The organism is Jeotgalibacillus campisalis, assembly GCF_000829515.1.
In the GTDB taxonomy this organism is placed as follows: Bacteria; Bacillota; Bacilli; order Bacillales; family Jeotgalibacillaceae; genus Jeotgalibacillus; species Jeotgalibacillus campisalis.
Genome location: NZ_JXRR01000008.1, coordinates 235,856 through 252,675, shown reverse-complemented (window position 1 = coordinate 252,675; position 16,820 = coordinate 235,856). Strand labels below are relative to the sequence as shown.

Genomic DNA, 16,820 nt, shown 5'->3' with positions numbered 1-16,820 from the left:
TATTTTATTTGGAAAAAATGAATATTATAGTAGAACATTTTGACTGCTGCTTATCAATTCAGTTAAATCTTTGATTGTAGGTTTTTGATAAAATTGTCGCAAAGGAATACTTTGAGAATAACTATTCTGAATGTCCGATATCATTCTAATTGCTTGCATCGAATCTCCGCCCAATTCAAAGAAATTATTCTCTATTCCTATTGTTTCAATTTCTACATCGAGCCATTCAGACCAGATTAAAGCTAGACTTTTTTCCAATTCAGTTGATGGTTTTTTCCATACCTTTTGGTAAGTAGCGAAATTTTTTACAAGTTTGAATAATGCTTGTCTATTCACTTTTCCATTTGCGCTGAGAGGAATTTCATTAATTTCGATAAATTGACCTGGAATCATATAGGCAGGTAGCTTCTTTTCAAGAAATAGCTTAATACTATCGCTCGATTCTCCATCTTCACTTTCATAAAATGCTATTAAACCCTTATTTCCATTATGTTGTTGTTGAACTAATACAACTGCTTTTTTAATTGTTGGAAATGAACAAAGTGTCGACTCTATTTCTCCAAGTTCAATGCGATAACCTTGTATCTTTACTTGACTATCTTCACGACCAAGAAATTCAATATTTCCATCAGGCAGGTACCGTCCTAAATCCCCAGTTCGGTAGAGTCTTTCCCCCGTTTTCGGATGAAAAATAAAGCTTGCTCTGGTTTTTTCTTTATCTTTCCAATAGCCTTGAGCCAGTCCTTTTCCCCCTATATATATATGACCTGGCACCCAATTCGGGCAGTATTCAAGTTTATGATTTAAAATAAAAATTTGTTGATTTTTCATTGGTTTTCCATAGGGGATGCTTTTCCACTCATCTGCTATTGTTTGTATTGGATAAAGAATAGACCAGATAGACGCTTCAGTTGCTCCTCCTAATGAAAAAATTTCCATTTTATTATTTGCTGATACATTCTTGATTTGATCTGGTAAAGACAGCGGAATCCAATCACCACTCATCATAACAATACGAAGTGACAACGGGATTTCCTTGCCATTTCTATAGACACTCTCCGTTAACAAAGACATTAATTGAGGTACTGAATTCCAAACTGTTACCTCATATTTAACGATTAGGTTATACCAATGGCCGGGATCTAACGTCAACTCTTCGTCAGGGATGACTATTGTACTTCCTGCTTGTAATGCTCCAAAAATATCATACACACTTAAGTCAAAGTTAAGATTAGATAGCGCCAGAATTCTATCATTTGCATCAACAGCTAATCTCTCATTTAGGTCCAGGATTGTATTAACGGCACTTTCATGACTAATCATAACTCCTTTTGGGGTGCCAGTAGAACCAGAAGTGAAAATGACGTAGGCTAAATTACTTGGCTGAATCAAATTAGTTGGAGTAGTAGCATCATATTGAGAATACCTTGCTTCATCATCAATATATATAAGACTGATATCAGATAGTTCATCTGTAAAATGCGTTAATTTTGATTGAGTAAGAACTATCTTAGTATCACTAATCTCTATCAGGTTATGAATTCTATCCTTTGGAAGCGTAGGACTTATGGGTACGTAGGCAGCATTAGCTTTTAAAATACCCAAGATGCCGACAATCTGCTCCCATCCTTTTTCCATCACGATCGCTACTAATTGATCTGGTTTAACTCCCTGACTACTTATCCATTGACTCACACGATTAGATTTTCGATCTACTTCAGCAAATGTCAATTGTTCTTTTGTTGTTTGAAGGAATACCTCATTAGGCCTAACTCTTAACTGCTCTTCCATGAAAGAATGAAGAAACTGAGCATTGTACTCCTTTTCTGTTGCATTCGTTTCTTCTCTTATTATCATTTGAGAACGTGGAAGTATAGGAAGTGACACTTGATCCCACCATTCATCACTGTCGGCTAGAAGTTCAATTAAGTTAAAAAACGCCTCAAACATTTCCTCTACAAAACCATCAGGGTAAACTTCTTTAACAACATCCCAATTGCACATTAGCTGTTTAGTATCTTCCCAAACCCCACAATCAAGCCATACTTGTGATGTTTGTGTTACACCATCCTCATTAATAGGGCGAAAAGGGATTGGGGCTTCATCTTGATCCGGGACTGGCACAACCAAAGCTGATGTAAATACAACAGGCATTTTTGCTTGTGTTGCTGATCCTTGTATACGGGTTATCTCTCTTAGAATTTCAACTCCCGAAATATAATTATGCTCAAGATCATTCCATAGTTCTTCTTGAATTTTTTTTGCGCGTTGCACAAAAGAAGTTGATAAATCATTCGTAACAGACAATAGCATAAGTGAGGTAAACTCTCCCACGACCTCATTAACCTGTGGATGTACATGATGCCTATTAAGAAATGTTAGATTTAATGAAAAAGAAGGGGTCTTACTGAATTCACTCAACACTTCAGCATAAATTGCAAGCAATAAAGCTGTAGGTGTTAAGCCATGTTTCATTGATTTCTTTTTAAGTTCAGCCCATGCTTCCTTATTTAACACTTTGTGAAGCCTAGTAAAGGTTGGCCTTTTTATAGATGCTGGATTTATAGCTAAAGGCAACTCTGGTGCAGGTGGAAGACTACTAATCTTCGCTTTCCAATAATTTCTGGCTTTGCTGTAAGCTACTGTATTTTTTATATTTTTTTCAGCTAACACATAATCACGGAACGTAAAATCCAGTTTCTTAAGCTCTGATTCTTGTCTCTGATAAACCATCACTAATTCCTTAATCACGGTAACAAAACTCCAGGCATCCCAAAAAATAGCATCTGTTGAAAAGTGAATTCTTCTTGAACCAGGCAATTTTGTAATACGGACATCAAATGTCGGCCATGAGACAGCAGGCAGCTGTTGATGGGCCATTTCATTACGTATTTCTTTCATCTTTTCTTCTATTATATTTTCATCTGCCTCTTCTAGGTCATACGTTTTTATAGAGTAGTAAGGAACTTCTTCTAGAACTCGTTGAGTACCATCTTCATTTATTACTGCACGCAGCATATCATGACGTTGAACCATTGTATTCCAAGCATACTCAAATTGATTAATATCTAAATCTAATGCTTTCATTTCATCATAACTATGCGTAGAAATGTTTCCAAATTCAAATACATCATTTCTTCCAACCCAGTAAGCCTGTTGAATATCAGTCATAGGGAAGGGCGCAAAACGATTAACTGGATCAGGAACCGCAATCGGTATATCAAGGACATTTTCTTTAACATGCCTCTTTTTTATTTCGATAATCTTTGCTATTTCCATAATGGTTGGTGATTGAAATAATGTTTGTACAGGTAACTCTATAGAAAATGTTTGTTGGATCTGATTTTTTATTTGGATTGCTAGAAGTGAGTGTCCTCCCAGCTCAAAAAAGTCTTCATTTATTCCTATGCGTGAAGTTTTAAAAGCTTCTTCCCATATAGTTTGAACCATACTTTCAACAAGTGTTGTAGCTCCTACATAATTGGTTATTCGTATTTCAGACAAATCCGGACTCGGTAAAGACTTTTTATCAACCTTCCCATTTGGAGACATAGGTATATGATTAACTTCTATTAAATGAGACGGAATCATATATTCCGGGAGGGTTTTTTTCATATATTTTCTCAAGTCGATACTCGTTAACTCTTCTCCTCTTGTTGTATAGTAGCCTATCAAATGATTCACACCATCTCGGTGTTGCTCGATTACACAGCTTTCTTTAATGTTTGGATGACTAATTAATATGCTATTTACTTCACTAATTTCTATTCGAATACCACGAACTTTAACTTGATCATCGAGACGGCCAATCAATTCAACATTTCCATCACGCAAGTATCGTCCAATGTCTCCAGTTTTATATACTTTAGTTTTGCCTTCGTCAAATGGATTCGGAATAAATCTCTCCTCTGTTAAATCCGGACGATTGATATAACCTCGTGCAATTCCTTTTCCAGCAACGAATATTTCGCCTGGGACTCCATTTGGCACTAAATTACCATACTGATCTACTATTAGAAGCTGTTTGTTTAATAGAGCTTTCCCGATAGGCACAGTATCACTGGCTACATCCTGTTGGTTCCATTCAAAATAAGAGGTATCAACGGTGTCTTCTGTCAAACCATAAGAATTAATCAAGCGTGTTTTGGGCTCCATAAGAGAAAGAAAGTGTTTGTATTCACTCATGTACCAACTGTCAGATCCTAAAACAATACAAGCAATATCAAGCTTAAATCCCTTTTGCTCTATATACTGAACAAGCTGTCGGAAAATTATAGGAGTAAATTCAGCAAAATCTATTTCGTGATCAAGTATGTGTTGATAGAGTTTAGAAGGATCCAACAGGTCATCTTTATTACATAAGACAAGCTTAGAGCCTGACAATAAAGCCCTCACAATATCACCAGTACAAACATCAAATGAAAAGCTGGCCATTTGAAGATGACTAGTAGTATTAATAGAAAGCTCATAAGCTTCTTCCCAGCCATTGTACGAGTTTACTAAATTGTAGTGGGAGATCATCACACCTTTAGGATTACCAGTCGTTCCTGATGTAAAGTTAATGTACGCCAACTGATCTCCATTAATTCCCATGTTCAAGTTTTCCTCAGAAAATTGCTTAATTTGTTCTTCTATTAAGTCAATATTTACTATTGCCTGTGCGTCTATTTCCGGTGTATTCAACCCGCTGTTAGTAATGAATAAATTTGCTTGACTTTCCTTTATCATATGGTTTATACGGGTTTTAGGATAATGGGGATCAATCGGTACGTATGCAGCACCTAACTTCAATACTGCTAGGACACTTATCACCATTTCAATGGATTTGTCTAAGCATATACCAATATAATCATTTTCTTCAGCACCCTGCTCTTTTAGAAACCTTGCTAAAGCATTGGCTTTATTATTTACTTCATTGTAAGTCCATGACTTATTCTGGTGGGTAACTGCAGGTAAGTTACCAGAATCGTATACACGTTTTTCAAATAAAGAAACAATTGATGAATCAATAGAATGGTCTTCAGCAGCTAAAAAGCTAAGTTTTTCTTCGTGCTCCTCATAAGTAAGCAAAGACAATTCTCCAATACGTTGGCTGGGATCCGAAGAAACCTGATTGAGAATATGTATATAATGCTTAGCAAACTGGTGAATGGTTTCTTTATTGAATAATTCAGTATTATATTCGAATACTAATTTTGGAGGAATCTCATCTGTTCCTTCAAAAATATCTAAGGATAAGTCAAACTTTGAGGTTCCGGGATCTATATTTTCAAATTCAAGATTGAGCTCTCCAATTTCCATAGGTAAAATAGCATTTTGGTAGGAGAAAAGAACTTGAAAGATAGGATTGAAACTTAGATCTCTTTTAGGTTGTAAGTGCTCTACAATTAAATCAAAAGGAATATGTTTATTATTAAACGCTTGCAAGCTTTTTTCCTTAACTTGGTCCAATAAGTCTATAAAAGATGGATTATTAGATAAATCGGCTCTTAAAGGAAGTGTATTTACAAATAGACCCATTAATGACTCTAACTCTGGTTGATCACGACATGAAATAGGAAAGCCGACTATAACATCTTCCTGGTTTGAGTACTTGCTTAATAGTGTTTGAAAAGCAGCAAGCGTCACCATAAATAAAGTAGTCTTGTGAGTTTGACACACTCTAATTAAACTGCGATGAATAGCTGCAGGTAATTCAATTGTATAAATACTTCCTTGAAATGATTGAGTTTTAGGACGTAATTTGTCCAACGGTAGTTGGAGAAAATCCGTACAGCCACTCAGTTCATTTTTCCAATAGGATAATTGTTTATCCATGATAGTGTTATTAAAATACTTCCTTTCCCATTCCGCATAATCCACATACTGAATATCCTGTATATGATTATTCAAACGTTGTCCATTTGTAAGCTTATTATAAATAGTGCTGAGTTCTTTAATAAACAAATCTAAAGACCGACCGTCAAATAGAATATGATGAAAGCTTAGTATTAACAGGTGCTCTCTTTCACCCTCTTTTAAAAGAGAGATCCTCCATAGAGGACCTTCTTTTAAATTAAAGGGAGTTTGGACGATCTCACGTATCAAAGTATCTTTTGCCCCCATTTCATCTTTCGTTGGAAAGACTTCTAACTTATATGGTACATACTGATTTATAAATTGAAAAGGGTTACCATCCTCATCGGATTTAAATATGGTACGTAGAGCACACTGGTTTTCAATTATGATATTTATCGCTCTTTCTAATTGTTTTAACTGCAGATCCCCTTTTATTCTTAAACCTGCGGGGATATTGTAAAAAGGATTGCCTTGATCCATTTGATCTAGAATGAACAGTCTTTGTTGACGAAGAGAAAGGGAATACTCATTTTTTTCGCGTGAAACTGGAACAACTTTTTCCTTTGCTTTTGCAAGCTGTATTGCAATTTGTTTCTTCAAAAGTTCTCTTTTTTCTTCTGACAAATTTATCAATTTGTTAGTGAGTTCATTCATTTTCTTCCCCCTTACTCTTTACCACTGATTGATTGTAAAACTTTTTGTAAGTCTTCCTCAGAGTATCCTTCTAATTGGTCATAGATATCTGATAATTCCTCATCTTCAGATCCATGATAACTTTCCGCTAATTTCCCATAAATGGTAATAGATAAATCATGGATATTTGTTCCTTTCAATAAGTCAACGACAGGAATACTTACATGACATTCTCTTTCTATAAGGTTTTTTAATTCAATGGCTACCATTGAATCGAGTCCCCAGTTTGTTAAAGGTTCTGTTTGATTTAGTTTACTGGCTTCTATTCGAAGTATTGCTGATGCCCATTCAATCAAATATAATCTGAGCGTATCAATTCGATCTTCATCATTTGTATATTCTTTGAGCTTCTCCAATACAGATAAAGAGCTTGTCTCACTCTTTGAATCTGTTTCTTCACCGTTAGAGCTCACACTATCTAAAAAATTGGGTTGAAAGCCTACCGGGTAGTTATACTCATTAATACGATTCCAGTCGGCCCCTATTACAGCCAGTTGCGGATCATTATGAGATAATGCAATTTGAAGAGCGTTCAATCCTTCATAAGTACTCATTGGATATAAACCACGCTCTACGAAAAATTTATTTAAATCAAGTTGTGTGGACATTCCAATATCGCCCCATGGACCCCAGTTCACTGATAGTGAGTGCTTTCCCTGTGCCTGGCGATATTGTGATAAAGCATCTAAAAAGGCATTTCCAGCAGAATAGTTACTTTGGCCTGGGGAAACAACAAGTGATGCCACAGAAGAATAAAGAACAAAAAACTCTAAGTGACGATCCTCAAAATAGTGATGTAAATTCCAGCTTCCCAACACTTTTGGGCGAAGGACCTGATTAAACTGTTCAACTGTCATCTTATTCATCAATTGAGGTGTGGCTACACCAGCAGAATGAATGATCCCGCGAATTTCAGGCCAGCCTTCTTGTTCATAGTTATTTAGATATTCAGTTAATTCTGTTTGGTTTGTAATATCTACAGCAGCAATATGAATATTGGCTCCTAATTGTTCAAGCTTTAAAATGGATTGTACTTTTAAATAATAGTAGTGATCCGTTTCCATGGTTGCCCATGTTTTTCTATGAGGCAATTGACTTCTCCCCATTACTATAAAACGTCTCGCCCCATTTCGTATCATCCATTTCGCGGTTTCAATCCCTAAAGCACCCAAACCACCAGTTATCAAATACGTTGCATCTGCTTTAAAGGTGAGGGGATACATCTTATTAGGTTCCTTCTCTATTTCCGAGAGAGCAAGACGGGCAACATAGCGTTTCCCATCGCGTATGGCAACTTGATCTTCCTTATCATTGAATGTCAATTCGTTATAAACTAGTTCTTCCTCTCCATTATCCTTCAATGGCAAATCAATAATTCCCCCAAATAAGTGATAATACTCCTGATGGCCTATAACTTTGGCCATCCCCCAAAGACTGGACTGACCAATCTCTATGCTATCCTCGTACTGACTCAGTTTTTGTCCTCCTCTTGTAATAAACCAAAGAGAATTTTCTCCAAAAGGACCGATCCGCTCCTTATCCATTGCCTGAAGCAATAATAATGCAGAATTAACACCGATCTCTTCAGATCGCAAAAGTCCATCTACCGTTAAATCTTCCACAGACGGGATATCAAGACTCCATGCATGAATAACTCTAGTGCATCCACTTTGAAGCAAAATATTATAATAATCATTTCCATTTTGGGGGTCGATTTCATAGTCAACTTCTGAAGTTGCGCAAGTATGACCAGCCAATTTAACAATGTGTCCATTATTCTTTAATACACTTGCCAATTTATGAGCAAATCCTTGACTATCAGCTAAAATTAAGTATGTCTCCTTGCTGGTCTCAGCAATCGACTTCACATTTTCTTTTTCTTCCCAGACAACATTAAATAACTCTTGTTGCTTATTGAACCTCTCCTTTTCATTGCTCAAGGAAACAGCCATACAATCTTTAATCTGAACTAAAATCTCACCCTGCTCATCGATAAGGTATATATCTCCTAACAAATAAGAGTCTTTGCTTTCTTTCACAGTTGAATAGATCCACATTTCCGTACTTAACTTATTAAATACACATCCATCACCAACTTCAGTTGGCATATAGACTTTAGGATTTTCATCAAAAGGCAGTGCTGCAGCCATAACCTGAAAACATAAATCTAAAATTGCAGGGTGGGTAGTGTAGTTTGACAATTGATCAATAAATTCTGTTTTCACTTTAACCTTGGCCATTGCTGCATTAGATTTTCGCCATAACTGCTCTATCCCTTGGAAAGTGGGACCATATTCCAGTCCCAGGTTACCGAAATGCTGATAGCACTTCTCTTTAGAAACTGTTTCTTCCATACTTTTTCTAATTGAATCCAATTGAAACTTTTCATTATTGCTTTTACTTGAAGGCAGAGCAAAACCAGAGGAATGCTCTTCCCATTGGTTGCTCTCATCTTTTTGAATTAAACGGCTAAAAATACGAAACTCCCCGTTTTCCCTTTTATACTCAAGCCTCATTTGAATATTTTGGTGCCGGTTTAGAAAAAGCGCTTTTTTAAATTTTATCTCTCTAACAGACACATTAGACTCTCCACCAAAGAGCTCTTTAACAGCTGACAAAGCCATATCTACATAACCAGCTCCCGGGAATACCACTGTGCCGGAAATCTTATGATCCTCAATAAATGGCAAACCATTTAAATTAAATTCATTTTCCCATACATCAAGTGGAGAGTTTAATTTGCGACCAAGCAAGGGATGTGATTTGATACCTAATCTATCTATTTTTGCCAATTCTGTTTCTATCCAATGCCTTTCTTTTTGCCAAGGGTACATTGGAAATTTTGCAAACTTTTTATTATCAAATAGCTGATTAAAAGCTATCTTTCCACCTTGAATATACAAATTGGCTAATGTAGCATCTATCTCATTCATTTCCGGGCTCTTTCTTCTTAATGAAGACAATGTAAACCCCTCTGCACCATAACTGTTCATACATTCTTTGATAGAGTTTTGTAAAACAGGGTGAGGACCAATTTCAAGAAAAGCATTATAACCTTCGTTTAACAGCTCAAAACATCCCTCTGCAAAACGTACTGGTTCACGTACGTTTCTCCACCAATATAGCTGATTAAAATCATCTTCTTGGTACTTTTTTCCTGTCACAGTCGAATAGATTGGTATGATTGGTTTATTTATTTTCAAATTCTTTAAAGATTCTAATAACTCAGCTTTAATCTTATTCATGAAATGACTGTGGTACGGAACTTGTACTTCTAAAAATTTTGTAAATTCACCAGCTACAGTTAACTCTTCTTGCAGAAGATTTAAAGAGTTTTCCTCTCCAACCAAAGTTACTGAGTTAGGACTGTTAATTGCTGCTATAGAAATACTTTGAGCATGATTCTCAATGTAAGATATTACTTTTTCTTCAGATAAACCTACTGCCATCATCTTTCCTTCACCAGAAGTCAGTTGCTGTAACCTGCTACGTGTATAAATAACTTCGACTGCATCCTCCAGACTTAATACTCCGGAAGCGAATGCAGAAGCTGCTTCCCCTGCACTATGACCGATAATTGCCGATGGGAATACTCCCTTTGATTTCCATAGTTCAAGTAATCCAATTTGCAACAAAAAGTTGGCAGGTTGTGCTATGTCCGTTCTCACCATTTTTGAATCTTCTTCACTTTTTAGCATCTGTTCAAGAATGGACCAACCAGACTTCATTTGAAATATTTCATCAATTTCATCTAGTGTCTTTTTGAAAACGGAATCGTTATTGTATAACTCCTGACCCATCCCCCACCATTGCGGACCCATTCCAGTAAATACAAAAACGATGGGAAGATCTGAGCCTATAGTTGGAAGGTTTGAAGAATTTCCGTTCCTAAGCTCTTCCAATTTTTCAATCAATTCTTCTTTATTTCGGAAAACGAAGGCTGAGCGTGAAAGATAATGATCTCTCCTCCTAGCCAAACTATAGGCTAATCGTGGCAATTGATTATGATCAGGACTCTCATTTATTTCCGTTATTAAACTTCCAGCAAATTCCTTTAATGCGTTCTCATTCTTCGCAGACAATGGAAGTAGTATAGCTTGTTGATTAATGCTTATGTTTTCAATATCATTAGGAATCTTCAGGGACGGGGTATCATATTGTTCAATAACTGCATGCGCATTTGTACCACCGAAACCAAAAGAATTTACGGCTGCACGGCGAAGACCAGATATTTTAGGCCAAGCAGTTTTTTCTGTAGGGACTTTGAGGTTATATTTATCGAAAGATATATCAGGGTTGTGTTCCTTGAGATGCAAATGTTGTGGAATGATTCCGTTTTTAACAGATTGAATCGCTTTAATTAGACCAGCTATTCCAGCTGCAGCTTCTAAATGCCCAATGTTCGTTTTAACAGATCCTATGTAACAATATTGGTTTTCTCTTCTTCCTTGTGAAAAAACGTTTCCTATCGCATTGGCTTCAATTGGATCTCCTACTGGAGTTCCTGTGCCATGAGCTTCAACATATTGAACCTCAGATGTAGGAATGTCCACTTTTTTATAAATAGTATTCATTAGTTGTTCTTGAGCTTTACCATTTGGAATAGTAATACTTGATGTATGTCCATCCTGGTTACATCCTGTTGCTCTAATGACAGAATGAATATAGTCATTGTCGGCTATAGCCTGGCTTAAAGGTTTTAAAACAATTGCACCGGCACCTTCACCACGTACATAGCCATTTGCACTATTATCATAGGTTTTTGAGCGTCCTGTCGGAGATAACATACCTGCTTTTGATTCTGCTATAAAATATTCTGGCTTAATCATTACATTAACTCCGCCAGCAATCGCCATAGAAGATTCTTTCTGCCAAATGCTTTGACAAGCAAGGTGCACAGCAACTAAGGAAGAGGAGCAAGCCGTATCAATCGACATTGAAGGTCCTTTGAAGTCGTAGTGATAAGAAATTCTATTAGATATCAATGTCATCATTGAACCAGTTGCTGAATGCGAGTCAACATTATTTCTATTACTCTCTGAAAATTGAAGGAGTTTCCAGTCTAGAGTAAAGGCACCCATAAATACCCCGATATCTGAGCCTTTAATTTCATCTTTTACTAGACCGGCGTCTTCAAGAGCTTGGTGCGTCACTTCCAATGATAATCTTTGTTGTGGATCAAGCAAACTTGCTTCTCGGGGAGATATTCCGAAAAAGTTTGCATCAAACTGATCTATGTCTTCTAAAAACCCACCCCATTTTGTTCTGGTTTTTCCTAGTTTACTAGTTTCCTGATCGTAATACTTTTCAATATTCCAACGGTCTTTAGGAATTTCTGTAATGGCATCTTTTCCAGCCAGTAACATCTCCCAATATTTTTCTGGATTCGAAGCACCACCCGGAAATCTGCAGCCCATTCCAATTACCGCAATTGGTTCATTTGTCAACATATGAAACCCCCCTTATTATGAATAAATGTAAAAACATATATTCAATAACATATTAAACTAAAAATTCCATTTAATACAATAGAGTTGGATAAATTAAATAAAATATTTACAATATACAAAAAATTTATAATTTTATCCAATATTTTCTGGTACTATATTTATATGAACCTGAAATAAATAAAATTTAGGAGGAAATTTACTTGGTAAAAAAACATGTGGTTTTAGGTACAGGTCCGCTTGGTCTGGCTGTAATGGAGGAATTGTTTAAGCAGGGAAAATCAGTGAGAGTGGTTAATAAGAGCGGCAAGCCCGTATTGCCAAATGGGGTTGAGTATATAAAATGTGATGTAAGAGACCCCGATCAATTACGAAGGTCCGTACATAATGCAACCATGATCTACCATTGTCTCGGTCTCCCCTATCCCGATTGGCAGACTCATTTACCTGCAATGATGGAAAATATTATCCAGGCGGCTTCAGAAATTGACGCTAAAATTGTATATGGAGACAATCTTTATGGCTATGGCCCTCAAAAAGGTGCCCTCCACGAAAAAATGCCGTATAAGCCAGTTGGTAAAAAAACAAAAGTTAGAGCTGAGGTTGCAGCCAGTCTGATGAAAGCTGCAGAGGAAGGAAAAGTTCAGGCCGCGATTGGCAGAGGATCTGATTTTTTTGGACCAAGAGCTAAAAATGCGATGCTTGGGGAACGGGTTTTCACCCATCTTCTTGAGGGCAAACCCGTTGAACTCATCGGTGACCCCGATACCGTACATGCTCATATTTACATTAAAGATTTTGCTAGAGGGTTAGTTATTCTTGGGGATCAAAGCAGTGCAAATGGAGAGATCTGGCATATACCGCACCCTAAACCGACAACGACGAGAAAATTAGTCGAACAAGTGGCGCACAAATTAAATAAACAGCCCAAGTATCGTGTGGCCAACAAGTTTATCGTCACAATGGGAGGATTATTCAACGCCGATATGAAGGAATTTAAGGAATTAATGTACCAGCATGTGAACGATTTTACCGTAGATTCCAACAAGTTTAAACGTAAATTTGAGTTTCATGTAACCCCATATGAAGAAGCCATTGATGAAACGATTGACTGGTATCTTAAGGAACACAAAAACAAGAGTGAATCAAACGTCTCTTGAATTATTTTTCATGGATATAGTATGAACAGGATGAAAATAATATTAATACAACAATCCTTTTGGCTATATGTGGTGTAAAGTAGAGGGTCTACACAATGAAAATATTTGTAATGAAGATCAGTGATATAAATGATGAGATATTTGACTACCTTTTAGATGAAATTCCTGTTTCAAGAAAAATAAAAGTACTGAAATACTATAACAAAAAAGATAGAATTAGAACATTACTTGGTGAGATACTTATAAAAGAAAAGCTTAGTCAACACTTAAATATTCCAAGGAGAGAACTAATTTTTGGATACAATTACTATGGAAAACCTTATTTGTTAAGTCACGATAATATACACTTTAATATCTCTCATTCTCATGAAATCGTGACAGTTTGCTATTCTAATATGGCTGTTGGAATAGATATTGAATTTATAAGGTCTATTGATATCCCGTTAATTATTAGTAATTTTACTCAACTTGAAAAGAACTACATTCTAAATTTACCTTCGCAATATCAAAAGCAGGCTTTTTTTGAAATTTGGACTCGAAAAGAAAGCCTTATAAAGAATATTGGCGCAGGGTTATCCCTATCTTTAGATTCTTTTTCGGTTGTTCATTATCACGAAGAAGAGAAGTTTTTAACAAATGAGCTTTGTTATCAAGGAGTAAACTATTATTTTAATACTTACTATTATTCAGATAAATACATTTTAGTTATATGCAGTGGCGTGGTATATCCTCCTGCGTCGTTCGAGGAAGTTTCTTTCAACGAACTTTTAGTAAATCGGTGAACCACAAGAAAGACGCATATCCTATAAGGATATGCGTCTCTTATCATTAATAAAGTTACATACGCTGTTTTCTTAAGCGATCTTTTGCAGTATGAGTATCAGCCGTAACAGGTGTGTGATTCATCGCCTTACCCAATCCAAATCTAGGCATATTCCCATAAAATACTTCAAAATTTTCTTTTGTAACATTATATGTTTCATGATAGATTCCTACTGCATGATTGTTGCCTACCTTTTTATTGAAATTAGCCCAAGCCTTTAAATGTCTACCACTTTTCGCATAGCTCATCAGATCTTCCTCAGAACGCCAATATTGAACCATAAGCACCGTGCGGAAATTTGCAAAGTTCTCCATACCTAAGCAGCCTATATTTTTATTTGTGTAAAGTTCTTGAATCATTGGCGGCATTGCTAACACAACAGGCAGCCACTTATGAATAGCACTCAATTTATTAATTCGCATACCAATTAAAAATACTGTAAAATCACCTTCATTTTCAACGGTAAAACGCCCTGGAAAAACTTTTGGTCCCAAAACTATTCCCCCTTATTACGAAGTAGTTTCACCTTCGTTTCTTCGCACCATTCCATCGCAGCTTTAGTTGTCTTTAATCCGTAATCAAGAGTCATGATCCAATATACAGAATCTTCATCATTGTTAGATTGAGTGCTCACATTTTTTTCTATGCTTACTAATATATTGTATCGATTCAGAAGCATAGAGTAATGATGATCAAGAAGTTCGATTGAGTTATCTATTTCCTGATGTCGGCTAAAAAATATTTTAAGCAAAACCTCATTTCTTTCAGTGGTTAGCTCCCTAATAGGATTTTGAAGCCATGTAAGCAACTCTTGTTTCCCTCTAGCAGTGATTTTATATTCTTTCTTTTCTGGTCTATCTTCTTGAGATGTGACACTTACTGTAGCAAGTTCTTCTTTCACTAACTTTTTTAATGTGGGATAGATTTGACCATAACTGATCTTCCAAAAATGGTTAAGGCTTTTATCAATCATTTGCTTTATGGAGTAACCCGTTGAACAACCTGTCGTAAGTAATCCCAATATTACATATGGAGTATAATTTTCCTTTTTCATCCTATCACCCTTACTATCTAAAAGATATATCTTTTAGATATAATATAGCATACTACTATATATTTGTATGCCATGAAATAATTTTATCTATAAATTTATTTTGTTAACCTCTTGAAATAAACGATTGCAGTTAATTGAAATAGCTAAGCTTAAAATCTAAAGATTTAAATCCTGTACTCTTGCATAAATATAAGTATCCGTCAGTCTTTTTCCGTCCACAGAAAGGTCTTCATTTCTAAGAATCCCTTCCAGATCAAATCCAAGCCTTTCTGCCAGGTTGCGGCTTTTCAGATTTTCTTTTTCACACTGAATTTCCACCCTTTTGCATCCCAGGTCTGAAAGGGCAAATTGTGTCAATGCCCCGACCGCCTCTGTCATAAGCCCTTTTCCGCTCATACGGGTGTCCATCCAGTATCCCAATTCCACTTTCGGCATCTCCCACCTGATATTGTGAAAGCCGGAGGAACCAACGAACTCCCCTGTGTCTTTTAAGAAAATCAAATACCTTAGTGCTTCTCTGGATAAAAATTTTATATGCGCTTCCCGTGTATTGATTTCCGTTTCTTCCACAGTTGGCATGCTTTGTGCAAATCCCAGCCAGGGCCGCAGCTCATGGATCGAATGCCTGATCGCTTCATTTACTTTTTCTCCGTCACCCGGCCGTGGCATCCGCAATACCAATCGCTCTGTCTCGATTCTCTCCGGTACTTCAATTAATAATGGATTCAACTTAATCCCTCCCTTTTTTTGTACAACAAAAAACTCCCGCCCCCCAAGATAAAATTATCTTGAGGACGGAAGTTTCCGCGTTACCACCTCAGTTTATTGATACATCGCCATATCAACCTCATCAGGTACGGCCAGGTTTCAGCGTATACCTTATCTCTATAACGGGAGATCCCGTCGCATCATCCTCTGCAAAAACAGATTCCCTGCGCAGCTCCAAGTCTTTGTTCAGCAAGCCCGTCTCCCTCCTTCCCAGCAACCGGAGTTCTCTTTGTCAACGCAGCCTTGCCTACTCTTCTCTTCCCAGCCTTTTTTCTTAAAATTACAATTATTTTGCCATAGGGAGCTTTTAACGTCAACCTTTATTATAGCGATTAAAGCTTTCTGGATAATCACTTACAGTCTGTTAGAAAAGGGATTGTGACCTGATTCGCCTTGTTGCCAATTTATTTACCCAGAAAAATTCTCTTCACTTTTTCTTCTTCGGCCAATGTTAGCTGAAGACTTCCCTTCCAATCTTTAAGTAGTTCTGAAAACACGGTAAGCAGCTGGCAATAATTATAAGCAGCCGAAAATGCACTCTGCAGGGGTCTGTTCTTCGTGATCGGAACACACTCTCCTAAAGTTGAAATATAGCACACACTAAATTCCGTACCTTCTTGAAAAATAGTAATTGCTCCCTCTGTTTCTTTATTAAATGAAAATAGGTTTTTATCAAACTGCTGCTCTAATAAATCAATGCCTTCTCCAGGTTGATTTATATTTCTCAACTTGTTTTTCATTTCCCGGTCAAAGTCGGATTGCTTATGTTCATACACTTTTTTTACTGCTAAATAAAGCCCTAATAATCCTGGTTCCTCACGAGGAAAAACTGCTTTTAAAAACTTCTTATCTCTTTGAATTTCATAGAGTTTCCAATCTTTCTCTGAATGATTTCCTACCAGATGGTAACCTCCATCAAGATTAGGACTTCCATCCGGATTATTAGGGTAAAGTAGAATGACTGTTTCTCCGTTTCCTTCTCTTTTCTTTACACTGTATTTACCGGAAATAGTGTTTTCAAGATCAATAAACTTCAT

At 36.5% G+C, this 16,820-nt stretch carries 8 protein-coding genes; 2 read left to right on the top strand and 6 right to left on the bottom strand.

What is annotated here, in order from left to right; all coding sequences use genetic code 11:
* Window positions 1-24: 24 nt before the first annotated feature.
* Both KR50_RS04650 and KR50_RS04645 read right to left on the bottom strand, forming a co-directional pair.
* Window positions 25-6,492, bottom strand: coding sequence for a non-ribosomal peptide synthetase (locus tag KR50_RS04650; RefSeq protein ID WP_052476772.1), 6,468 nt, complete (start codon window positions 6,490-6,492; stop codon window positions 25-27).
* 11 nt (window positions 6,493-6,503) lie between these two features.
* Window positions 6,504-11,981, bottom strand: coding sequence for a type I polyketide synthase (locus KR50_RS04645; protein WP_041055459.1), 5,478 nt, complete (start codon window positions 11,979-11,981; stop codon window positions 6,504-6,506).
* Between the two features lie 200 nt (window positions 11,982-12,181).
* Here KR50_RS04645 and KR50_RS04640 point away from each other — a divergent pair, with 200 nt between their 5' ends.
* Window positions 12,182-13,138: an NAD-dependent epimerase/dehydratase family protein gene (locus KR50_RS04640; protein ID WP_041055456.1), complete on the top strand. Its 957-nt coding sequence runs from the start codon at window positions 12,182-12,184 to the stop codon at window positions 13,136-13,138.
* Window positions 13,139-13,233: 95 nt separating this feature from the next.
* Window positions 13,234-13,920 carry a 4'-phosphopantetheinyl transferase family protein gene (locus tag KR50_RS04635; protein ID WP_052476771.1) on the top strand — a complete coding sequence of 229 codons (687 nt, stop codon included), beginning with the start codon at window positions 13,234-13,236 and terminating at the stop codon, window positions 13,918-13,920.
* Between the two features lie 55 nt (window positions 13,921-13,975).
* Here KR50_RS04635 and KR50_RS04630 read toward each other — a convergent pair whose 3' ends face one another.
* The 4 genes from KR50_RS04630 to KR50_RS04615 all read right to left on the bottom strand — a co-directional run bounded on the left by KR50_RS04630 (window position 13,976) and on the right by KR50_RS04615 (window position 16,820).
* Complete coding sequence (locus tag KR50_RS04630) at window positions 13,976-14,455, bottom strand: DUF4188 domain-containing protein (protein WP_041055454.1); 480 nt, start codon at window positions 14,453-14,455, stop codon at window positions 13,976-13,978.
* Between the two features lie 2 nt (window positions 14,456-14,457).
* Entirely contained in the window at window positions 14,458-15,015 is a 558-nt protein-coding gene (locus KR50_RS04625) for a PadR family transcriptional regulator (protein ID WP_041055452.1), read from the bottom strand.
* Window positions 15,016-15,171: 156 nt separating this feature from the next.
* Window positions 15,172-15,744 carry a GNAT family N-acetyltransferase gene (locus tag KR50_RS04620; protein WP_041055451.1) on the bottom strand — a complete coding sequence of 191 codons (573 nt, stop codon included), beginning with the start codon at window positions 15,742-15,744 and terminating at the stop codon, window positions 15,172-15,174.
* 443 nt (window positions 15,745-16,187) lie between these two features.
* Window positions 16,188-16,820, bottom strand: a complete 633-nt coding sequence (locus KR50_RS04615) for a hypothetical protein (RefSeq protein WP_041055450.1) — start codon at window positions 16,818-16,820, stop codon at window positions 16,188-16,190.